At 63.0% G+C, this 20,478-nt stretch carries 20 protein-coding genes; 4 read left to right on the forward strand and 16 right to left on the reverse strand.

Annotation, left to right across the window (positions count from 1 at the left end; translation table 11 throughout):
- The first annotated feature begins 191 nt into the window (after window positions 1–191).
- The 4 genes from O3299_RS12670 to O3299_RS12685 all read left to right on the forward strand — a co-directional run bounded on the left by O3299_RS12670 (window position 192) and on the right by O3299_RS12685 (window position 4,292).
- Window positions 192–1,253, forward strand: coding sequence for an AI-2E family transporter (locus tag O3299_RS12670; RefSeq protein WP_305062447.1), 1,062 nt, complete (start codon window positions 192–194; stop codon window positions 1,251–1,253).
- Window positions 1,254–1,546: 293 nt separating this feature from the next.
- Window positions 1,547–2,011, forward strand: a complete 465-nt coding sequence (locus tag O3299_RS12675) for a hypothetical protein (protein WP_289916498.1) — start codon at window positions 1,547–1,549, stop codon at window positions 2,009–2,011.
- A gap of 74 nt (window positions 2,012–2,085) precedes the next feature.
- Complete coding sequence (locus O3299_RS12680; RefSeq protein ID WP_305062448.1) at window positions 2,086–3,513, forward strand: hypothetical protein; 1,428 nt, start codon at window positions 2,086–2,088, stop codon at window positions 3,511–3,513.
- Window positions 3,514–3,632: 119 nt separating this feature from the next.
- Window positions 3,633–4,292, forward strand: coding sequence for a glutathione S-transferase family protein (locus O3299_RS12685; RefSeq protein WP_305052762.1), 660 nt, complete (start codon window positions 3,633–3,635; stop codon window positions 4,290–4,292).
- Window positions 4,293–4,298: 6 nt separating this feature from the next.
- Here O3299_RS12685 and O3299_RS12690 read toward each other — a convergent pair whose 3' ends face one another.
- The 16 genes from O3299_RS12690 to O3299_RS12765 all read right to left on the reverse strand — a co-directional run bounded on the left by O3299_RS12690 (window position 4,299) and on the right by O3299_RS12765 (window position 20,432).
- Entirely contained in the window at window positions 4,299–4,604 is a 306-nt protein-coding gene (locus O3299_RS12690) for an NIPSNAP family protein (RefSeq protein WP_034752016.1), read from the reverse strand.
- Window positions 4,601–5,527 (reverse strand): WD40 repeat domain-containing protein, encoded by a 927-nt coding sequence (locus O3299_RS12695; protein ID WP_305052763.1) that lies wholly within the window; start codon window positions 5,525–5,527, stop codon window positions 4,601–4,603. The genes O3299_RS12690 and O3299_RS12695 overlap by 4 nt, the downstream gene beginning before the upstream one ends.
- Window positions 5,524–6,033 (reverse strand): GNAT family N-acetyltransferase, encoded by a 510-nt coding sequence (locus O3299_RS12700; protein ID WP_099667094.1) that lies wholly within the window; start codon window positions 6,031–6,033, stop codon window positions 5,524–5,526. Before O3299_RS12700 ends, O3299_RS12695 begins: the two co-directional genes overlap by 4 nt.
- Before the next feature lie 67 nt (window positions 6,034–6,100).
- Window positions 6,101–6,646 carry a phosphoribosyltransferase gene (locus O3299_RS12705; RefSeq protein ID WP_034752020.1) on the reverse strand — a complete coding sequence of 182 codons (546 nt, stop codon included), beginning with the start codon at window positions 6,644–6,646 and terminating at the stop codon, window positions 6,101–6,103.
- A 66-nt stretch (window positions 6,647–6,712) separates the two neighbouring features.
- Window positions 6,713–8,026, reverse strand: a complete 1,314-nt coding sequence (locus O3299_RS12710) for an adenylosuccinate synthase (RefSeq protein ID WP_086147765.1) — start codon at window positions 8,024–8,026, stop codon at window positions 6,713–6,715.
- Window positions 8,027–8,029: 3 nt separating this feature from the next.
- The gene (locus O3299_RS12715; protein ID WP_099667092.1) at window positions 8,030–9,190 is read right to left on the reverse strand and encodes an ATP phosphoribosyltransferase regulatory subunit; all 1,161 of its coding nucleotides are present in this window, start codon (window positions 9,188–9,190) and stop codon (window positions 8,030–8,032) included.
- Window positions 9,191–9,460: 270 nt separating this feature from the next.
- Window positions 9,461–10,348, reverse strand: coding sequence for a protease modulator HflC (gene hflC, locus O3299_RS12720; RefSeq protein WP_099667091.1), 888 nt, complete (start codon window positions 10,346–10,348; stop codon window positions 9,461–9,463).
- Window positions 10,348–11,640: an FtsH protease activity modulator HflK gene (gene hflK / locus O3299_RS12725; protein ID WP_070254060.1), complete on the reverse strand. Its 1,293-nt coding sequence runs from the start codon at window positions 11,638–11,640 to the stop codon at window positions 10,348–10,350. Before hflK ends, hflC begins: the two co-directional genes overlap by 1 nt.
- Window positions 11,641–11,642: 2 nt before the next feature.
- Complete coding sequence (gene hflX / locus O3299_RS12730; protein ID WP_251350515.1) at window positions 11,643–12,866, reverse strand: GTPase HflX; 1,224 nt, start codon at window positions 12,864–12,866, stop codon at window positions 11,643–11,645.
- Between the two features lie 114 nt (window positions 12,867–12,980).
- On the reverse strand, window positions 12,981–13,217 hold the full coding sequence (gene hfq, locus O3299_RS12735; protein WP_008450615.1) for an RNA chaperone Hfq: 237 nt from the start codon (window positions 13,215–13,217) through the stop codon (window positions 12,981–12,983).
- A 227-nt stretch (window positions 13,218–13,444) separates the two neighbouring features.
- Entirely contained in the window at window positions 13,445–14,791 is a 1,347-nt protein-coding gene (der, locus tag O3299_RS12740) for a ribosome biogenesis GTPase Der (protein ID WP_070221915.1), read from the reverse strand.
- A gap of 4 nt (window positions 14,792–14,795) precedes the next feature.
- Window positions 14,796–15,941: an outer membrane protein assembly factor BamB gene (bamB, locus tag O3299_RS12745; RefSeq protein WP_099667089.1), complete on the reverse strand. Its 1,146-nt coding sequence runs from the start codon at window positions 15,939–15,941 to the stop codon at window positions 14,796–14,798.
- An 85-nt stretch (window positions 15,942–16,026) separates the two neighbouring features.
- Entirely contained in the window at window positions 16,027–16,695 is a 669-nt protein-coding gene (locus O3299_RS12750) for a tetratricopeptide repeat protein (protein ID WP_305062449.1), read from the reverse strand.
- Between the two features lie 54 nt (window positions 16,696–16,749).
- Window positions 16,750–18,111 carry a histidine--tRNA ligase gene (gene hisS / locus O3299_RS12755; RefSeq protein ID WP_077407312.1) on the reverse strand — a complete coding sequence of 454 codons (1,362 nt, stop codon included), beginning with the start codon at window positions 18,109–18,111 and terminating at the stop codon, window positions 16,750–16,752.
- Between the two features lie 69 nt (window positions 18,112–18,180).
- Entirely contained in the window at window positions 18,181–19,455 is a 1,275-nt protein-coding gene (ispG, locus tag O3299_RS12760) for a flavodoxin-dependent (E)-4-hydroxy-3-methylbut-2-enyl-diphosphate synthase (protein WP_034789045.1), read from the reverse strand.
- 38 nt (window positions 19,456–19,493) lie between these two features.
- Window positions 19,494–20,432: a helix-turn-helix domain-containing protein gene (locus O3299_RS12765; protein WP_369812269.1), complete on the reverse strand. Its 939-nt coding sequence runs from the start codon at window positions 20,430–20,432 to the stop codon at window positions 19,494–19,496.
- Between the last annotated feature and the right edge of the window lie 46 nt (window positions 20,433–20,478).

Here is a 20,478-nt window from a genome sequence, read left to right on the forward strand (position 1 = left end):
TGCAGTCAAAAGAAGTCAAGACGCCCAGGATGGAACGCCTGGAACGACAGCTTACTGGAATTGCCGCCACCGCGTTGCCGGCCCACCGGCGCCAGGTGCGTTCGCGCACGCAGCATGACAATTGTATGGCGCGCCGCAGCACGCCTCGCTTATGATGGGGCAACTCAACCCCGATCATTGCACCGCCGCCCATGCCTACCCTCACGCTGCACCAGAAAGTGTTCTTGCTCCTCCTGAGCGTCGTCACCATCGGCTTCGGCTGGATACTGGCGCCCTATGCGGGCGCCATCTTCTGGGGCGTCGTCCTGGCGATCCTGTTCGCGCCCGTGTACCGCTGGCTGCTGCGAAAAACCCGGGGCCGCGCCGGCGTGGCGTCGCTGCTGACCTTGCTGCTGATCATCGTCATCGTCATCCTGCCGCTGTCGCTCATTTCCGTGTCGCTGGTGAACCAGGCGGCCAGCGTCGTGGAAATGGTACGTTCGGGGGAAATCACGGTCGCCATGTTCTTCGATAAGATCATGGCGGTGCTGCCGCAATGGCTGATCAACTTGCTCGACCGCTTCAACCTGACCAGCCTGGCCAGCCTGCAGGACAAGCTGGCAGAGGGCGCCACGCAGGTGAGCCAGGTGGTGGCGGTGAAAGCCATCAATGTGGGCCTGTACACCTTCGAATTCCTCACCAGCCTGTGCATCATGCTGTACCTGCTGTTTTTCCTGATGCGCGATGGCTCGGCCCTGTCGGCCCGCATCAAGGGCGCCGTGCCGCTGAGCCGCAAATACAAGCAACGCCTGTTCACCAATTTCACCACGGTGATCCGCGCCACGGTGAAGGGCAACATCCTCGTGGCGATTGCCCAGGGCGCCCTCGGCGGCCTGGCATTCTGGTTCCTCGACGTGCCCGCACCCCTGCTGTGGGCCGTGCTGATGGCCTTCCTGTCGCTGCTGCCGGCCGTCGGCGCCGCCCTCGTCTGGGCGCCCGTGGCCGTCTACTTCCTGGCCACGGGGGCCATCTGGCAAGGCGCGGGCCTGGCCGCCTTCGGCGTCTTCGTCATCGGCCTGGTCGACAACGTGCTGCGCCCCGTTTTGGTGGGCAAGGACACCAAGATGCCCGACTACGTGGTGCTGCTGTCGACCGTGGGCGGCATGGCCCTGTTCGGCCTGAACGGCTTTGTCATCGGCCCCGTGGTGGCGGCCCTGTTCATCGCCTCGTGGGATCTGTTCGTCTCGGCCAGCGAATTCCAGGCCGCGGATTAAAGCGTGGCAATCGGGAGCGTTGCCGTCCCATCCGGCAAAAATAATGGCGACGGAAGCCGGCTTGCCGGCGGCGCCACTTGCGCTTCCTGAAACAGGCCGGAACAGCCTGGCGGCAGAGTGCCCGCCAGCGCTGACCAGGCTCGGCAACTATCCACATGAGACCGCATTTCCCATCATTTACCATGATGCAACAGTGTGTATTTAGCAACAGATGCGAAAATATAGTTTTTGACGCAGCAGGTGCCGCGGCGTAGTGTCGGTCGTCCCGACAACCACGTAATGAGGAGCCTCCCATGGCAAATCCACTGTGCTTAATGATGCCGGCGCTGCCAGGCACCAATCCGACCGCCATCGCCGCAACATTGCTGGAATACCAACCGAAGATCAATGCCGCCCTTACCACTATCGGTACCGTGCACTTTGCCCGCTTTACCCTGCTTGACCGCTCCCAGCCCAACCTGCTGCCCAACATTCAATCGGCGGGCACTTCCGATAGCCTGGTCATCGGCGTGATCACCGAGTATGACGGCAACTTCAACGACTACATCGAAGATTTCGTGGGCCAACTGGGCGAGGTATTCGACGCGCTGCTGCAATTTGTCGTGGGCGGCAAGGCGCTGATTCCCGTTGCCAACCATGTGGCTGCATTTGAAGCCTTCATCACGGCCAACGACGCCGCGCAGCACGTGCCCAATAACGGCCTGTACAGCGCCTATCCGCAGACCGTCCAGAAAATCATCGCCGCATTCCGAACCTGAGCCGAAAGCCACGCCGGGGCTGCGCAAGCGGCCCCACCACCTTGCCAGCCACCACCCCAGCCCCCGGAGACAGCATGGCCGATTCCACCATCAATTACGACGACGTGCAAGGCACGATCCTGCGCGGCTACCGCGTCAACCTGGCGCGCCATTTCATCTTCAGCATCACGGATGCGGCGCAGGCACGGCGCACCATCGCGGCCCTGCTCGACGGCAGCGACGGCTTGCCGTCCATTACCACCGCGCGGCACATCCACCCCAAGCCGCCCTGCTTCCTGAACCTCAGCTTTACCGCGCCCGGCCTGTCGGCGCTGGGCGTTGCCGCGACCGACCTCGCCACCTTTGACCAGGCATTTCAACGGGGCGCGGCCGATCCCGCCAGCGTCAATGCCGTGGGCGACGTGGGCGACAGCGCCCCCGAGCACTGGCTCGGCAACCTGGGGCCGGCTACCCGGCATGGCCAGGTGCATGCGCTGCTGAGCCTGTGGGTCAGCGAATCGACGGAAGTGCTGCAGGCGACCTCGGCCACACTACGCCGCGCCTTTGCCGCCGGCTGGCGCGAACTGTATGCGCACGACGGCGTGGCCCTGCCAGACAACCGCGTGCATTTCGGCTACCGCGACAGCATCGCCCAGCCGGACGTCGATGGCGCCCCGCAGCGCAAGCGCGAACACGACCCTGACCCGCTCAACAGCGTCAAGACGGGGGAATTCCTGCTCGGCTATCCGAATGAAAACGGCGGCACCTACCAGGTGCAGCCGCCGCAACTGTCCACCAATGGCAGTTATGCCGCCTTCCGCATCCTGGAGCAGGACGTGGCCCTGTTCGACAGCATCCTGAGCCAGGGCGCGGCCAGTTCCGGGCTCACGACCGAAATGGTGGCCGCCAAGATGTGCGGGCGCTGGCGCAACGGCAATCCGCTCGTGCTCAGGCCGGACGAGGCCGGCCCCGTGCTGCCGGACGCCAGCCTGAACCGCTTTCACTATGTCGATGCGCAGCCGGACCTCGATGACACGCTGGGCCTGAAATGCCCGATCGGCGCGCATATCCGGCGCAACAATCCGCGCGACGAAGCCGTCGTGGGCGCCCCCTCCCGCCACCACCGCATCGTGCGGCGCGCCATGCCCTACGGCAGCGAATACGATCCGGCAGCACCCATCGCGGAGCAGCGCGGCCTGGTCGGCTATTTCATCAATGCCAGCCTGCGCAATCAGTTTGAATTCCTGATGAAGCAATGGAACAATGACGATGCCTTCGTCAAATCGGCCGTCGGCCCGGCCGGTCCCGAGGCGGGCGATGCCACGTTCAACATCAGCGGCCAGGACGTGTTCCTGGGCATCAACGACCCGGACGACAGTTCCTTCACCTTGCCCGGCGTGGGCGCCAAGGGAAGCGGCAATACCGAACTGCAGCATTTCTCGCGCAGCGTCATCACGCGGGGCGGCGTGTATTGCTTCTTCCCCAGCATCACGGGATTGCGCTACCTGGCGAACCTCGGCTAGGCGGGCGCGCCACGCGGGCAAGCGGGAATGGCGCGTACCGCTTGCATTGATCCTGTCATTGCACTATCGTTGGCACACGCGCGTGTTGCCAACCTTTCACAATGACAGGAGTTCCCACCGTGTCGCTAATCCTCTACGGCCATCCCTTTTCCTCGTACACGCAGAAGGTACTCATCGCGCTGTACGAGAACGCCATCCCGTTCGCCTTCCGCTGCCTGGCGCAGGAGATGCCGGAAAACCTGCAGCAATGGCTCGAGCGCTGGCCACTGCGCAAGTTTCCGCTGCTGGTAGACGGCGAGCGCAACGTCGCCGAGACCAGCATCATCATCGAATACCTGCAACTGGCCCATCCGGGCCCGCTGCGCCTGCTGCCGGACGACCCGATGCAGGCGCTGGACGTGCGTTTTCTCGACCGCTACTTCGACCTGCACGTCATGACACCCGTGCAGCATGCCGTCGGCGCCGCCCTGACTGGCGACCCGGCAAAGACCCGCGAAGGCCGCGCGTTTGCCGGCGAAAAGCTGGACCTGGCCTACGCCTGGCTGGAACAGCACCTGGACGGCAGGACGTGGGCCGCCGGCGACCGCTTCAGCCTGGCCGACTGCGCCGCCGCCCCCGCGCTGTTCTATGCGGACTGGACGCAGCCGATTTCCGCAACGCTGCCCCTGCTGCGCGCCTACCGCGCGCGCCTGCTGGCCCGTCCTTCGTTCGCCCGCGCGGTGGAGGAGGCACGTCCGTACCGCCACCTCTTCCCCCTGGGCGCGCCGCAGCGCGACTGACCCCGTTCAGGCAAACACGGGGCGGAAAAAACTGCGCTCGTAGCTGACGATGCAGCGCGTCTCTTCCGCATAGCGGAAGGCGGCCTGGCATTCGGCGTCCTGCATCGAGTCGCTGCGGTATTGCTCGTACAGGGCCAGGCTGGGGAACGAGAACATGGCCAGCGCCACGTTGCTGGCGCCTTCGGACGGCAAAAAATAGCCGTGGTGCTGGCCGCCGAAGCGTTCGACGAGCGGTATCCACAGCTTGCCGTAGGCTTCGAATTCCCGCAATTTATACGGGTCGATGATGTAACGCAGGTAACAGGTAATCATGCGGTTTCCTTGTGAAGATTCAGATCCGTCAGCATGCCGGACTCCCAGGAGCCGATGGCGCCCAATGGCGTGCCAGGCAAGAAGTCCAGTGCGCAGGGATAGGCAATGGCGTGTTCGGCAAGCACGCCGAGTCCCGGCCAGGCGTAGAACAGCAGCTTGCCCTTGCCGATGCGGCCCAGCGCACCGCCGTCGGGCAGCCAGCGCAAGGCGTCGCCCGTGCCGCCGCCCGCCTCCACGGCCACCGTGGCCAGCCGGCGGCCATCGTCCAGCGCATGCACGGACAGACACTCTTGAGCGTCAGCGTAATGCAGCACTGCCAGGAGCGTGCCATCGGGCGACGGCGCGCACGACGCCAGCTTCGGCAGCGACAGCACCACGCGGCCGGCGCCCGCCTGCAGCGGCCAGTCCCACACGCTGCAATAGTCGGGCGGCTGCACTTGCCCCTCTTCCACCGATTTGACGCCATGCAGGAGCAGCAAACGCCGGCCGCCATCGATAGCCCACATGCCGCGCAGCATCTCGCCCGGGTGCGCCTGCATGAAGAGCACCTCGCCCGTTTGCGCGTCGCGCACCCGCAGGCGGCCATCCCAGCCGCCGTCGGCAAGATACTGCCCGCAAGGCGACCACGCGGGACCGCAGCCTTCGCCCTCCTTCTTGTTCTGTAAGTTCAGCAGCAACTGGCCAGCGAGGGCATCCACCACAACCATCTGGCCCGTCGTACTCTTGATGGCCAGCCGGCTGCCGTCGGGCGAAAAGGCCATGTCCGACATGTGCGCGATGAATTTGCCGCGCCACAGCTTCTGGCGCGCCGCCACGTCCCACAGGACCAGGTCGCGTCCCAGCACAGCCAGGCGCGTGCCTTCGGGCGAAAAGCGCACGCCGTAGCTGCAGCCCAGCTTCAGGGGCTTCGGCCTTGCCGTCATGGGCGCACCAGCCGGTACACGACGCTATCGAGGTCGTAATGGCGCTCCATGCCCACGTACTGCATGCCCAGGCGCGTCATGACCTTGATCGAGGCGGCATTGTCCGGGTGGGCCACGGCCACCACTTCGGGCGCGCCGACGACGTCGAAGGCATGCGCGACGATGGCGTTGGCCGCCTCGCTGGCGTAGCCCTTGCCCCAGCCGGCCCGCGCCAGGCGCCAGCCGATTTCGTGCGGCTGCGCCTTGTCGCCGCCGATATGCTGCAGGCAGGCCAGCCCTACCAGCACCTCATCTTCGGTGCGGATCAAGGCCCACCACGAATAGCCCCACTCGACCCAGCGCCCCATGATGCGGGCAACGGCGGCACGTGTATGTTCCTCCGTCTCTGGCTGGCCCGCATTGAGGTAAGTCATCACTTCGGTATCCGAGTTCATGGCGTGCATGGCGTCGTAATGCTTCTCGGTGACGGGTTCGAGGCGCAGGCGCGCCGTGTGCAAGATGGTCATGGCATTTCCTTGGACGAAAAAAAAGACGATACACGATCGTCTTTTTTTAGCAAGAGTGCACGCAAAATTACTTGCCTGCTTCGCCCTTCTTGATCCACGCCGCCAGCTGGTGCGGGCGCAGGCCGTCGTAGTCTTCGAACGGCTGGTGGATCCACGGATTGTGCGGCAGTTCGTCCAGGAAGTAGTCGGGACGCACGACGGAGCAGCCTTTCAGCCAGATCACGGCCGATTTGACTTCGGTCACGTCAGGGAAGTTTTCCTTCAGGTGACGCGTGACTTTGTCCAGGGTGACGCCGGAATCGGCCAGGTCGTCGACCAGCAGGATGCGGCCAGCCAGCGGGCCCTTGGTCATGGTCATGTACTTGGCGATATCGAGGTCGCCGCGCACCGTGCCCGCGTCTTCGCGGTAGGAGCTGGTCGACAGGATGGCCAGTGGCAAATCAAAAATGCGCGAGAACACGTCGCCGGGACGCACGCCGCCGCGCGCCAGGCACAATACCTGGTCAAATTTCCAGCCCGATTCGTAGACCTTGAGCGCCAGGCGCTCGATCAGGCGGTGGTATTCTTCCCAGTTGACCCAGAGATGTTGATCGTTCGATTGTGGGGTAGTCATGATAGTGGAATCTTATTATTAGCGTGATTAAAAAAATCCGCCTTGCGGCGGATTGTGTCCAGCAGCTTACTCGAATGGGTGGCGCAGCACGATCGTTTCTTCACGATCCGGACCGGTCGAAACCATGTCCACCGGCACGCCGACCAGTTCTTCGATGCGCTTGATGTAAGCGCGGGCCGTTGCCGGCAGGGCCGCCAGCGATTTCGCGCCGACCGTGCTTTCCGTCCAGCCTGGCATCTCTTCGTACACGGGTACGCAGCGGGCGGCTTCTTCGGCGCCCGATGGGAAGATGTCCGTGGCCACGCCGTCGATGGTGTAGCCGGTACACAATTTCAAGGTTTCGATACCGTCCAGCACGTCCAGCTTGGTCAGGCACATGCCCGTCACGCCGTTGATCTGCACGGAGCGGCGCAGCAAGGCGGCGTCGAACCAGCCGCAGCGGCGGGCGCGGCCCGTCACGGTGCCGAATTCATGGCCGACTTGCGCCAGGTGGTGGCCGACGCCTGCATCCGTTGGCAGTTCCGAAGGGAACGGGCCGGAACCGACGCGCGTCGTGTACGCCTTGGTGATGCCCATGATGTAGTGCAGCATGCCAGGACCGACGCCCGAACCGGCGGCGGCATTGCCGGCCACGCAGTTCGACGAGGTGACGAACGGATAGGTGCCGTGGTCGACGTCGAGCAGGGAACCCTGCGCGCCTTCGAACAGCAGGTTCGCGCCGGCCTTGTGCGCCTTGTACAGCGCGCTCGACACGTCGGTGACCATCGGGCGCAGACGCGGCACATAGGCCAGCGCGTCGTCGAGGGTCTTCTGATAATCGATGCGCGGAGCCTTCAGGTAGTGCTCCAGCACAAAGTTGTGGTAATCGAGGTTTTCCGCCAGTTTTTCGGCGAAACGGGCTTCGTTCAGCAAGTCGGCGACGCGGATGGCGCGGCGCGCCACTTTGTCTTCGTAGGCCGGGCCGATGCCCTTGCCCGTGGTGCCGATCTTGGCCGCGCCGCGCGCCGCTTCACGGGCCAGGTCGAGTGCCGAGTGGTAAGGTAGGATGACCGGTGCGGCATCCGACACTTTCAGACGCGAAGCGACTTCGACGCCGACGGCTTCGAGCTTGTCGATTTCGCGCAGCACGTCCGGCACGGAAACGACCACGCCGTTACCGATGTAGCAGGCGACGCCTGGGCGCATGATGCCCGACGGGATCAGCTGCAGCGCGGTTTTCACGCCGCCGATGACCAGCGTGTGGCCTGCATTGTGGCCGCCCTGGAAGCGCACCACACCCTGGGCGTGATCGGTCAACCAATCGACGATCTTGCCTTTACCTTCATCGCCCCATTGGGTGCCGATGACAACAACGTTCTTTGCCATAATTTTCTTTGACATCACTCAACCTAAGTTTTTAAGAATCCAGCTACTACCATTATCGGCAAGTACCAGCACGCGATCGCACTCGAACTCGTCTTGTTCATTACTGTGACCCGGCATACTCTGGATCACGACCTCGCCCGCCTTGCGCAACTCGGCGATTTTTTCCTTCAATTCTGGCGCGCTGCCCCACGGCGCGCGGATCGAATGCTTCCGTTCCGCGGTCGGCAACAGGCGCGCCAGTTCGCGCAAATCGAGCGAGAAGCCGGTCGCGGGACGAGCCCGGCCGAACGCTTCGCCGACGTGGTCATAACGGCCGCCGCGCGCAACCGCGTTCGGCAAGCCAGGTACATACAGCGCAAACATCGCGCCGCTTTCATATTGGTAGCCGCGCAGGTCGGCCAGGTCGATCGCCACTTCGGCGCGGCCCAGCGCGGAACCGGCCAGCGCGGCCAGTTCGGCCAGCGCCTTGAGCACGCCCGGCAGCGGCGGCAGCACTTCGCGCGCACGCGCCAGCACGTCGATATCGCCATACAGGTTCGGCAGGGCCAGCAGCGCATCGCGCGTCACGGCGTCGTAGCCGGCCGTCAGGGCGCGCAAGCCCGGCGCATCTTTCGCGCGCAGCAGGGTGTACAGCGCAGCCTCGTCGCGCACGGCAGCGGCGTCTTGCGCAATGATAGCGCGCAACAGGCCGACGTGCGACAAATCCAGGCGGACCGCGTCGAAACCGGCCAGTGCCAGCGAAGCGAGCGCCAGTTCCTGGATCTCGGCATCCGCTTCCAGGCCCGCGTGGCCATAGATCTCGGCGCCGATCTGCAGCGGTTCGCGGGTGGCGTGCAGGCCCGACGGACGGGTATGCAGCACGCTGCCGGCGTAGCACAGGCGGGTGACGGTGGCACGGTTGAGCAGGTGGGCGTCGATGCGCGCCACTTGCGTCGTCATATCGGCGCGCAGGCCGAGCATGCGGCCCGACAGCTGGTCGACCAGTTTGAACGTGCGCAGGTCGGTATCCTTGCCAGCGCCAGTCATCAGCGATTCCAGATACTCGAGCAGCGGCGGCATGACCAGTTCATATCCGTACAGACGGAAATTATCCAGCATGAGGCGGCGCAGCTCTTCGATCTTGCGCGCTTCCGACGGCAGAACATCGGCAATATTTTCGGGCAAAAGCCAATTCGGCATGAGGGAGCGAGATACGGAAGAAAGTTGAAAAAATGCATCATGCGAGGCAGCGGCGGGCGCGCCAGGCAAGAGGCCGAACCTGATATTTTACGCGAAAACACGGGCCTTTAGGGATAAGTTGTCCGAAACGCTGCCGCACAGCCCTAAAAACACCGCATTTTACGCCTTCCCGCAACAGCGTGGCGGGCACAAAAAAACGGGGCCGGCATTCACGCCGGCCCCGCTGCTGCCGCACCCGACCTTGCGGCCGGGAGCAGTCTGGATGCTGCCTTACTTCTTGGCCGGACCGGCTGCGCCGCCACCCTTGAAGTACTTGAAGAATTCCGAACTCGGATCGACCACCATCACGTCGCCCTTGTCCTTGAACGTGGCGCGGTAGGCTTCCAGGCTGCGGTAGAACTTGTAGAACTCCGGATTCTTGCCAAACGCTTCCGCATAGATCTGCGACGCCTTGGCATCGCCCTCGCCGCGGATCTTCTCGGCTTCGCGATACGCTTCGGCCAGGATCACCGTGCGCTGCTTGTCGGCGTCGGCGCGGATTTTTTCGGAGTCGGCCGAACCGGTCGAACGCAGCTCATTGGCCACGCGCACGCGCTCGGACTTCATGCGCTCGTACACGGAGTTGTTGATCTGCTCGACGTAGTCGACGCGTTTCAGGCGCACGTCGACGATTTCCACGCCGATGGCCTTCGCTTCCGCCGAAACCTTCGCCAGGATCGCTTCCATCACCTTGCCGCGCTGGCCCGAGATCACTTCGCGCACGGTGCGCTTGGTGATTTCATCGTTTAGCGCCGCCTTGACGATTTGCGACATGCGGTTGCGAGCCGGCTTTTCATCGCCGCCAAAGCTGCGGAAATACAGGCGCGGATCGGCGATGCGCCATTTCACATACGCGTCGACGAGGATGTTCTTCTTCTCGGCCGTGATGAAGCGTTCCGGCTCCGGCGTATCCAGGGTCAGGATGCGCTTGTCCAGGTACAGCACGTTCTGGAACGGCGGCGGCAGCTTGAAATACAGGCCCGGCGTGCTGATGACTTCCTTGACTTCGCCGAGGGCGAAGACGACCGCATACTTACGCTGGTCGACCACGAACACGGTCGAGGACAAGAGCATGATCGCGATAAAGCCCGCGATCAGGGCGGCTACGATACGGTTCATTAGCGGCTCTCCCGTTCACGCGAAGAGCGGCTGTCGCGGCGCGTATTGACTTCTACTGTCGGCATGGCTTCCTGTGGCAAAACGGTGTTGGCTGCGGGTGTCGCGGCAGCACGGGCGGCGGCAGCGGCAGCGTCGGTGGCAGCCGTCTGGGCGATCAGCTTGTCGAGCGGCAGGTACAGCAGATTGCTGCCCGTCTTCGCGTCGACCATGACCTTGCTGGCACTGCTGAACACTTGCTGCATCGTCTCGAGGTACATGCGGTCGCGCGTGACGACCGGAGCCTTCTGGTACTCGACCAGCACCTGCTTGAAGCGCGAAGCATTACCGGCGGCGTTCTCGGTCACCATCGCGCTGTACGCGGCAGCTTCCTCCATCAGCCGGAATGCGGCACCGCGGGCTTTTGGAATGACGTCGTTGGCGTAAGCCTGGCCTTCATTCTTCTGGCGTTCGCGGTCCTGGCCTGCCTTGACGGCATCGTCGAAGGCGGCTTGCACCTGCTCCGGCGGCTGCACGGCCTGCATCGTCACGTTGGTGATGACGGCGCCGACCTTGTAGCGGTCGAGGATCTGCTGCATCAGCTGCTGCGTATCGTAAGCCACCTTTTCGCGGCCTTCGTACAGCACGAAGTCCATCTTGCTGCGACCGACCACTTCGCGGATCGCCGTTTCGGCGACCTGGCGCAGGGTGTCTTCCTGGTCGCGCGTGTTGAACAGCCACGCGACCGGGTCTTTCAGGGTGTATTGCACCGCGAACTGGATGTCGATGATGTTTTCATCGTCCGTCAGCATCAGCGATTCGCTGGCCTGCTTGTTGCGCAGCGACTGGCGGTAACCCACTTCCACCGTGCGCACCTGCGACACATTGACGGTTTCGTCGGTCTGGAACGGGTACGGCCAGCGCCAGTTGAAACCGGCCGGCGTGGTGTGGCTGTACTTGCCGAACGTGAGCACGACGCCGTTCTGGCCCTCTTGCACGATGAAGGCGCCGCTGGCGAGCCAGATGAAGACGGCGATCACGCCGACCACGCCGGCGGTGATGCCGGCGCCCTTCATGTCGGGACGCGGACCACCGCCGCCGCCGTTGTTATTGCCGCCGTTGTCGGGACGGTTCTTCTGTCCGAAAAAGGCGTTCAGGCGCTGATTGAAATCGCGCCACAACTGATCGAGGTCCGGCGGACCTTCGCCGGGCTTTTTGCCTTCTTGGGCTTTCTTGCCGTCGTCCTTGCGATTGCCCCAGCGGGGATCGTTCAGGGACAACTTCAAGCCTGTTTTTTTGAGTAGGGAGACAAGCATAACTATCGTGTTCCGACTTGGGAGTGGGTGGAAATCCTATCGTCCTCGCCAGGCTCTTCGTCCTGGTCCGGGGCGGCGCCATCGTGCTGGTCGTACTGACCGTCAAACTGATCTTCCTGCAGTGCTTCATCGTTCTGGTACAGGTGGGCCGAACCGGGCGCCTTCCTGGCCATCTCGACTATCGCATCGCGCAGCAGGTCGAGCCCGCTGCCCTTCTGCGCACTGACGAACACGCGACTGATCGTAGCATATTCATCGCGCTCCACCGAAGGCTCCAGCCCGGCCGCATCGATCTTGTTCCACACGAGGATTTGCGGAATATGATCGGCGCCGATCTCTTTCAAGACCAGGTTGACCTGCTCGATCTGCTCCATGCGCACCGGCGACGCGGCGTCGACGACGTGCAGCAGCAAATCGGCATGGATGGTTTCTTCGAGCGTGGCGCGGAAGGCCGCCACCAGCTGATGCGGCAATTCGCGCACGAAGCCGACCGTGTCGGAGATCACCACATTGCCCACGTCCTGGCCCAGGTAAACCCGGCGCGAGGTGGTGTCGAGGGTGGCGAACAACTGGTCGGCGACATACACGCCGGCCTTGGTCACGGCATTGAACAGCGTCGACTTTCCGGCATTGGTATAGCCGACCAGGGACACGGAAAATGTGTGATTGCGGCCGCGCGCGCGGCGCTGCGTTTCGCGCTGCTTGTGCAGCTTTTCCAGGCGCGCGCGCAAGGCCTTGACGCGGTCGCCGATCAGCCGGCGGTCGGTCTCGAGCTGCGTCTCGCCGGGACCGCGCAAGCCGATACCGCCCTTTTGCCGCTCAAGGTGGGTCCAGCCGCGGATCAGGCGCGTGGCCAGATGCTGCAGCTGGGCCAGCTCGACTTGCAGCTTGCCCTCGTGGCTCTTGGCGCGCTGCGCGAAGATGTCGAGGATCAGGCTGGTACGGTCGAGCACGCGCACATTCAGGCGCTTTTCCAGATTGCGCTGCTGTGCTGGCGAGAGGGCATGGTTGAAGATGACGATTTCCAGGCCATCGTTGACGACGACGTCGCCAATTTCATCGGCCTTGCCGCTGCCGACGAAATACGCGGAATCCGGACTGGAACGCTTGGCCGTGATGGTGGAAATCGGGTCGGCGCCAGCCGAACGCGACAACAGCATGAGTTCCTCCATGCTGGCGGCGAAGTCGCTGTGACCGAAGTCAACCCCGACTAGTGCCGCGCGCATGATGGCAACTGATGAGTTGTGGCGGACGCCGACGCCGATGCAAACGCATCAGCGCCGCTGGCGCTGACGGGGGCGATGGAGGGTGAAAGGCGCTGGGCCGTCAAGCTCAACGCTTTACTCCGCTTCAGATTCAATATTGAGATTGACGGCACGGGCCGGCACCACTGTCGAGATGGCATGCTTGTACACCATCTGTGTCACCGTATTGCGCAGCAATACGACATATTGATCGAACGATTCGATATGGCCCTGCAATTTAATGCCATTGACCAGGTAGATCGAGACAGGAACATGCTCTTTGCGTAATGCATTGAGGAATGGGTCTTGTAACAGTTGCCCTTTGTTGCTCATAACAGCTCCGTTGTTTATGTTGTTGTGTAAGAATTGGAGGCGACTCGCTTGATTTCAAGTGCTCTCACACCTTTCAAAGAAAGAAAGATGCGTCATAGCTACTGTAACCTGTTTTCGCGATCGCTGTCGCGCATGGCGCATTAACACTTTATTATTTCCGTGCAAAAGCCATTGAATTGGCTGTCGGCGCCGCATTATCTCTGCGGCGCCTTAATATGCACTTAATTTTACTTGCTTGGCGTGCGTGCGAACGGGTTTTTACCCGTGCGCAATTCGATACGCAGCGGCGTGCCGACCAGCGCAAACGTATCGCGGAAATGTTTTTCCAGATAGCGTTTGTATGGGTCGCCGACGGCGTCGAGCGCATTGCCGTGAATGACGATCACAGGCGGGTTCATGCCGCCCTGGTGGGCATAACGCAGCTTCGGACGAATCGAGCCCTTGCGGCGCGGTTCCTGCTTCTCCACGGCCTCGATCAGGGCGCGCGTCAGCTTCGGCGTCGACAGGTCGCACATGGCGGCTGCATACGCGGCGTTGAGCGATTTCATCAGCGGACCGATGTTGGTGCCCTTCAGCGCGGAAATGAAATGCATCTGCGCGAACGACAGGAAATCGAGCTTGCGGTCGATATCGATCTTGATTTCGTCGCGCTGGTGCGATTGCAAGCCATCCCATTTATTCACGGCCACGACCAGCGCGCGGCCCGATTCCAGGATAAAGCCGGCGATATGCGCATCCTGTTCGGAAATATCTTGCTGCGCGTCAAGCATCAGCACGACCACGTTGGCTTCGGAAATCGACTGCAGGGTTTTCACCACCGAGAATTTCTCGATCGCTTCAAACACCTTGCCGCGGCGGCGGATACCGGCCGTGTCGATCAAGGTGTATTGCTGGCCATCGCGCTCGAACGGGATTTCGATCGAATCGCGCGTCGTGCCCGGCATGTCGAAGGCGATCACGCGCTCTTCGCCCAGCAGGGTGTTGATCAAGGTCGACTTGCCCACGTTCGGACGGCCGACGAGGGCGATCTTGATGCCGCGGTCGGTCTTTTCCAGCTCTTCAGGCTCATCCGGACGCTGCGCGAACGCCAGGTCCAGCATCACTTCGACGAGGTCGTTGACGCCGTCGCCGTGCGCCGACGAGATCGCATACGGATCGCCCATGCCCAATTCATAGAATTCGGACACGACGGCCGTGTAGCGCATGCCTTCGCTTTTGTTGACCACCAGCAAGACCGGACGACCGCTCTTGCGCAGGAAGTCGACGATGGTCTTGTCATGCGGGGTCAGGCCCTGACGGCCGTCCACGATGAATACCACCACGTCGGCCTCGGCCACGGCCTGCTTGGTCTGCAGTGCCATCTGGTGCATGATGCCTTCCTTGGCGACGGGTTCGAAACCACCCGTATCGATGACCAGGAAGGGACGTTCGCCGACACGGCCTTCGCCATAGTGACGATCGCGCGTCAACCCAGGCAAATCCGCCACCAGCGCATCGCGCGAGCGGGTCAGACGATTGAATAAAGTCGATTTCCCAACATTGGGTCGACCTACTAGTGCAATTACCGGCTTCATTGTATTACTCGACCGCGAGAGCGGTCACTGTCCCTGATTGGGTTTGAAAAATCAAATTCGAACCGGCAACAACGGGAGCCGAAACAATCGGGCTACCGTCGGTGCTGACACGACCTATTAATGCGCCATCTTCCCGTGACAGGAAGTGGATATAACCTTGATAGTCGCCGACGGCGACGCTGCGGCCGTAGGAGGCCGGCGTCGACAGGCGGCGGCGCGCCAGCGCCTCATTCTTCCAGGCGCTCTGGCCGCCTTCGCGGCTGAACGCCACCACGGCGCCCTGGTCATCGGCAACAAACACGAAACGCTGGTCGACGGCCACGCCCACATCGGACGAGATCGGCTTGGTCCAGCGCGGCACGCCCGTGGCGGCATCGAAGCAGCCTGCCTTGCCCTGGTACGTGACGACGCACACTTCGCCTTCGAACGCCACCGGCGTGCCGGCGATGTCGGAGACGCGCTCCAGTTCGGTAGCACCGCGCGGTTCGCTGACGACGATCTCCCAGCGTACCACCCCGGTGGCCGCCGTCAGTGCCAGCAACTTGCCGCCCGGCTGGGCCACGTAGATATTCGCGCCGCCCAGCACCATGCCCGGCGCATTGCGCAAGGTCAAGGCCGGCGTGGCGCGCTGTACCGTCCACTTGCGCTCGCCCGTCTTGGCGTCGAAGCCGACGATGCGGTTGTCCACGCTGCGCACCACGACCACGCCCTGCCCCACGACGGGCGCCGTCAATACTTCGCTGGACGCCTGCGCCTTCCACAGTTGCTTGCCATCGGCGTCGAACGCCAGTACGGCGCCCTTGGCGGCGCCCACGGCCACCAGCGCGCCATCGCTGCCGGCGCTCGAGGTGATGTCGCTGCCGGCCTTGATGCGCCACGTTTCACGGCCGCTGGCCGCATCCAGGCGCGCCAGCGCGCCATCGGCATTGACCACGTACAGGCTGTTGCCGGCCAGCGCAGGCGTAAACGCGTACACGCCGGCCTTGCCGATCGAATACTTCCAGGCGTCGCGCACGGCGATGCTCGATTTTAACTCGACCAGCTTGGCCGGTTCGACTTTCGGATCTTTCGAGGCGAACGGGTTCCAGGACGAGCAACCGGCCATCAGGGCCAACAGACTTGCAGCTACCAGCTTTTCAGTGACACGCATAAGTGTTATCCAACCTTTTTCTTGTACTTGTAAGGGCAAGGCCGGCGACGTATAACGCCGCGCGGCCACGCCATCAGTGTTCCTGTCAGGCGGCAGCCTTGTCAGCCTTGGCCTTGTCTTCCGGTACCGTACCGCCGATCGCTTCCAGTTTGACCTGGATCAATTGCCGGCCTGGATTGTTCTTGTCCGTCGCAGCTATCGCGGCCAGGTAAGCCGTGCGTGCCTCGGCCAGCTTGTTTTGCGCCACCAGGACGTCGCCCTTGCGGTCGGCCACGGCGCCGGCAAATTGCGCCACGGAAGCCGTCGCCAGCACTTTCAGCGCTTCATCGTAGGCTTTTTCATCCAGCAAGACGCCGGCCAGGCGCAGCTTGGCGATGGATTTGTACTCTTCCGTGCCATGCTCGGCCACCCATTGCAGCTGGGTCTTGGCCGTTTTCAGGTCATTCGCATCGAACGCCACCTTGGCAGCGGACAGGGCGCTCATCTGTGCATACGCTGTGCCGCTGAAACGCGATTGCATGTCGCCGGCCGCGCGCATCACCTTGGCCGTGTCCTTGGCGGCGATGGCGTTTTGCAGTTCGTCGTACAGCTGGCCCGCTTGCGCAGCCTGCGTGCGCTGGTAGTACTGCCAGCCGGCCCAGCCGCTGTAGCCTGCCAGCGCCACGATCAGGACCCAGGAGGTCAGATTGCCATTGCGCTGCCACCAGGCCTTGAGGGTTGCCAGTTGTTCTTGTTCTTCGTGATCGTATGCCATGGGTCGTCAGTTTTAATGAGTAGTTGATCGAGGGTAGAACGGTATTGCGTCAAATCAATGGTGGTGATGCACGTGGCCGCCAGGGCCGTGGTCATGGCCGCAATCGTGGTCGCCGATGATCTGGTCCACCACGTAGTCGACGACATCGTCGAACGGCACCGTGTTCTGCTGCGCGCCGGCATCGGCTTCGCGCATGGCTTTCACCGTAGCAACGTTATTGGCGATTTCATCGTCGCCCAGGATCACGGCAAACGCCGCGCCGCTGGCATCGGCCTTTTTCATTTGCGTCTTGAAGCTGCCGCCGCCGTTGCTCGCTGCGCAATGTAGCACAACGTCCAGACCCGCATCGCGAATCCGTTCGGCCAGCACGAAGGCTTGCAAGCCCGCCTGCTCGCCCTGGTGCACCAGGTAGACGTCGCACTGGGCCGGGGCTTCCGGCTCGGCTGCATCCTTCATCAGCAGCACCAGGCGTTCCACGCCCATGCCGAAACCGACGGCGGGCGTCGATTTGCCGCCGAACATTTCCACCATGCCGTCATAGCGGCCGCCGGCGCAGACCGTGCCTTGCGCGCCCAGCTTGTCGCTGACCCACTCGAACACGGTGCGGTTGTAGTAATCGAGGCCGCGCACCAGGCGTGGATTGATGGTGAACGGAATGTTGTTGTGATTCAAGATCTTCTGCACGCCGTGGAAGTGGGCCAGCGATTCCTCGCCCAGGTAGTCCAGCAGCTTCGGCGCGCCATTGACCAGGTCCTGCATGGCAGGGTTCTTGGTGTCGAGGATGCGCAACGGATTGCTGTGCAGGCGGCGCTTGGCTTCTTCGTCGAGCAGCTCGCTGTGGCTTTCCAGGTAGGCGATCAGGTCGGCGCGGTGGCGCAGGCGCTCGGCCGCGTCGCCGATCGAGTTCAGTTCCAGGCGGATGCCTTCCAGGCCCAGATCATCCCACAGGCGGCGCGACAGCATGATGATTTCCGCGTCGATATCCGGGCCCGTGAAGCCGATGGCTTCCACGCCGAACTGGTGGAACTGGCGGTAGCGGCCTTTTTGCGGGCGCTCGTGGCGGAACATCTGGCCCTTGTACCACAGGCGTTTCGGGCCTTCGTAGACCAGGTTGTGCTCGACCACGGCGCGCACCACGCCGGCCGTGCCTTCAGGGCGCAGGGTCAGGTTGTCGCCGTTCATCGAATCGGTGAACGAATACATCTCCTTTTCAACAATATCGGTCACGGCGCCGATGGCGCGCGCGAACAATTTCGTTTCTTCCACGATCGGCGTGCGGATTTGCTGGAAGCCATAGCTTTGCAGCACGGATTGCGCCGTGTTTTCAAACAATTCCCACAACGGGGCGTCGGCGGGCAGCACGTCATTCATGCCTTTCACCGCGGTAATTTTATCGAATTTCTTATTTTCGGACATAGTATTCTTCTTTGCTTTAACTTGATTGCCGAATTACGCGCGTAGCGCTAATCCGACCTACCCGACCGATTACGCGGCAACCGGCGCGGTCTTGCCATAATGGCTTTTAACATAATTCAAGACGATGTCCTGGAATTCCTCGACGATGCGTTCGCCGCGCAGGGTGACGACTTTTTCGCCGTCGACAAACACGGGTGCGGCCGGCGACTCGCCCGTGCCGGGCAGGCTGATGCCGATGTTCGCATGCTTCGATTCGCCGGGACCGTTGACGATGCAGCCCATGACGGCCACGTTCATCGCTTCCACGCCCGGATACGACTTTTTCCACTCCGGCATCTGCTCGCGCAGATACGTCTGGATGTTGTCGGCCAGCTCCTGGAAGGTGGTCGACGTCGTGCGGCCGCAACCGGGACAGGCGATCACCATGGGCGCGAACTTGCGCAAGCCCATGGTTTGCAGGATTTCCTGGCCGACGATGACTTCGCGCGTGCGGTCGCCGCCCGGTTCCGGGGTAAGCGAAATGCGGATGGTGTCGCCGATGCCCTCTTGCAACAGCACGGCCAAGGCCGCCGTCGAGGCGACGATGCCCTTGCTGCCCATGCCCGCTTCCGTCAAGCCCAGGTGCAGCGGATAGTCGCAGCGCTGCGCCAGCTCGCGGTACACGGCGATCAGGTCCTGCACGCCAGAAACCTTGCACGACAGGATGATCTTGTCTCGCGCCAGGCCCAGCTCTTCGGCGCGCACGGCGTTTTCAATGGCCGACGTCACCAGCGCTTCATACATGACGGCTTGCGCCGGCCACGGTTCGGCGCGGCCCGCGTTTTCATCCATGATGCGCGCGAGCAAGGCTTGATCCAGGCTGCCCCAGTTCACGCCGATGCGCACCGGCTTGTCGTAACGGCAAGCCGCTTCGATCATTTGCGCGAATTGCGTGTCGCGCTTGGCGCCCTTGCCCACGTTGCCCGGATTGATGCGGTACTTCGACAGCGCGCGCGCGCAATCGGGGTAATCGTTGAGCAGGGTATGGCCGTTATAGTGAAAATCGCCCACCAGCGGCACGTCGATGTCCATCTTGTCGAGCTGCTCGCGGATGTAGGGCACGGCCGCGGCCGCTTCCGGACGGTCCACCGTCAGGCGCACCAGTTCCGAACCGGCACGCGCCAATTCCTTGATCTGGATCGCTGTGCCGATGGCGTCGGCCGTATCCGTGTTCGTCATCGACTGCACCACCACGGGGGCGTCGCCGCCCACCCAGATCTGGCGCTGGCCGTGCGCGATCAACACCTTGCGGCTGTCGCGCCGGCCGGATGGACCGGAGCCGATCGCTGTTTTCGAGGTAGCCATAATATTATCTTCTGAGTTTGCTTGAACGATTACTGCAATTATTTGATGCTGACACGGGAAATCGTGCCACCGGCAACGGTCGGCAAGTCCAGCTTGGCGCCGCGCAAAGTTGCCTGCACGACACCAGGCTTGCCCACCACCAAGGTGGCCGGACCGGTGATATCGAACGTTTCCGTGCTGCCCGCCTTGACCATACGCGAAATCAGCGGCGAGGTGCCGGGACGGCGAATTTCCACCCAGGAATCCTGCTCCACCTTCAGCACCAGCGCATTCGCGCCCACGGCAGCCGCCGGCGGCGTGACGGCGGCCGTGGCCGCTGGCGTCAATGCTGGCGTCAATGCTGGCGTCGTTGCCGGCGCAGCTGCTGGCGGCACGGCGGCGGCCGGCGCCGAAGCGATGGCGGAGGCCGGAGCACCCGTCTGCGTATCGTTGCCTGGCGGCGGCGGCACGGAAATCAGGGGCACGGACGGCGACTGCACGGGCGTCAAATCCTGGCCCGGCTTGATCAGGGTCGTTTCCACGGGACCCACTTCCGCATGCGCCGTTTCTTTCTCGACATGCGCGGACAGCAGGCTGGTCGGCACATAGCCGAGCTTATAGGCGCCAAAGGCGGCCGCCACGACAACAGCCACGGCGCCGGCGATCCAGAGGGGAGTCTGGTTCGACGAACGCTGCGTCATCGACGGGAAGCGCGATTCGGAAAACGTGGCGGAAATCTCGCGCCGCACGGGCGCGGCCGGATCTTGCGCCGGCGCCGGATGGACTTCGATCATGGCCACCAGCGGCGCCGCGTCGAGGCGCACCACCTTGGCGTAGGCGCGCACGAAACCGCGCACCACGGCCACGTTCGGCAAAGCCGCCATGTCGCCCTCTTCCAGCGCGATCACCTGGCGCGGCGCCAGCTTGAGCTGGTCGGCCACCTGTTCCACCGGCCAGCCCAGCGCTTCGCGCTGCGCCTTCAACTGTGCGCCTGCCAACGCAAGATTGCCCTGGGGCTGCTGCTGAGGCGTTTCTGCCCACTCT

Source organism: Janthinobacterium sp. SUN176 (assembly GCF_030587335.1).
Taxonomy (GTDB): Bacteria; Pseudomonadota; Gammaproteobacteria; order Burkholderiales; family Burkholderiaceae_D; genus Janthinobacterium; species Janthinobacterium kumbetense.

Bases quoted from the DNA above. Each gene is read 5' to 3' on its own strand.
- O3299_RS12670 (WP_305062447.1), top strand. From the start codon at position 192: ATGCCTACCCTCACGCTGCACCAGAAAGTGTTCTTGCTCCTCCTGAGC.
- O3299_RS12675 (WP_289916498.1), top strand. From the start codon at position 1,547: ATGGCAAATCCACTGTGCTTAATGATGCCGGCGCTGCCAGGCACCAAT.
- O3299_RS12680 (WP_305062448.1), top strand. From the start codon at position 2,086: ATGGCCGATTCCACCATCAATTACGACGACGTGCAAGGCACGATCCTG.
- O3299_RS12690 (WP_034752016.1), bottom strand. From the start codon at position 4,604: ATGATTACCTGTTACCTGCGTTACATCATCGACCCGTATAAATTGCGG.
- O3299_RS12695 (WP_305052763.1), bottom strand. From the start codon at position 5,527: ATGACGGCAAGGCCGAAGCCCCTGAAGCTGGGCTGCAGCTACGGCGTG.
- O3299_RS12700 (WP_099667094.1), bottom strand. From the start codon at position 6,033: ATGACCATCTTGCACACGGCGCGCCTGCGCCTCGAACCCGTCACCGAG.
- O3299_RS12705 (WP_034752020.1), bottom strand. From the start codon at position 6,646: ATGACTACCCCACAATCGAACGATCAACATCTCTGGGTCAACTGGGAA.
- O3299_RS12710 (WP_086147765.1), bottom strand. From the start codon at position 8,026: ATGTCAAAGAAAATTATGGCAAAGAACGTTGTTGTCATCGGCACCCAA.
- O3299_RS12715 (WP_099667092.1), bottom strand. From the start codon at position 9,190: ATGCCGAATTGGCTTTTGCCCGAAAATATTGCCGATGTTCTGCCGTCG.
- hflC (WP_099667091.1), bottom strand. From the start codon at position 10,348: ATGAACCGTATCGTAGCCGCCCTGATCGCGGGCTTTATCGCGATCATG.
- hflK (WP_070254060.1), bottom strand. From the start codon at position 11,640: ATGCTTGTCTCCCTACTCAAAAAAACAGGCTTGAAGTTGTCCCTGAAC.
- hflX (WP_251350515.1), bottom strand. From the start codon at position 12,866: ATGCGCGCGGCACTAGTCGGGGTTGACTTCGGTCACAGCGACTTCGCC.
- hfq (WP_008450615.1), bottom strand. From the start codon at position 13,217: ATGAGCAACAAAGGGCAACTGTTACAAGACCCATTCCTCAATGCATTA.
- der (WP_070221915.1), bottom strand. From the start codon at position 14,791: ATGAAGCCGGTAATTGCACTAGTAGGTCGACCCAATGTTGGGAAATCG.
- bamB (WP_099667089.1), bottom strand. From the start codon at position 15,941: ATGCGTGTCACTGAAAAGCTGGTAGCTGCAAGTCTGTTGGCCCTGATG.
- O3299_RS12750 (WP_305062449.1), bottom strand. From the start codon at position 16,695: ATGGCATACGATCACGAAGAACAAGAACAACTGGCAACCCTCAAGGCC.
- hisS (WP_077407312.1), bottom strand. From the start codon at position 18,111: ATGTCCGAAAATAAGAAATTCGATAAAATTACCGCGGTGAAAGGCATG.
- ispG (WP_034789045.1), bottom strand. From the start codon at position 19,455: ATGGCTACCTCGAAAACAGCGATCGGCTCCGGTCCATCCGGCCGGCGC.